This window comes from Photobacterium sp. R1, from assembly GCF_054600795.1.
The window spans coordinates 1-278 of record NZ_BAAHZP010000478.1 but is presented as its reverse complement, the minus strand read 5'-3'; the positions used below and the strand labels follow the sequence as shown (position 1 = coordinate 278).

Genomic DNA, 278 nt, shown 5'->3' with positions numbered 1-278 from the left:
GAAGCCCTGGGTCAGCATAGTCTCCAGATCGATCAGCATGCAGTTAAACATGGGAAAGAATGGCGCATAATCCAGATCATGAAAGTGCAGATCGCCACTGTCGTGCGCATCGGCAATATCCTGAGGCAACAAAAATTGGCGGGCATAATGCTTTGCCACTAGTCCCGCCAATAAATCCCGCTGAGTAGGAATGACTCTGCTGTCTTTGTTTGCGTTTTCATTGAGCAATTCAGCATGGGTTTGTCCCATCAGTCCACGAATATCGTGCAACATCGCTT

Annotated in this window: 1 protein-coding gene; it reads right to left on the bottom strand. The window is 48.2% G+C overall.

Features of this window, described 5'->3' with window-relative positions; genetic code table 11:
* Window positions 1-278 (bottom strand): anaerobic ribonucleoside-triphosphate reductase (nrdD, locus tag ACYP03_RS25935; RefSeq protein WP_459782665.1); only part of this gene is annotated, 278 nt, incomplete at both ends.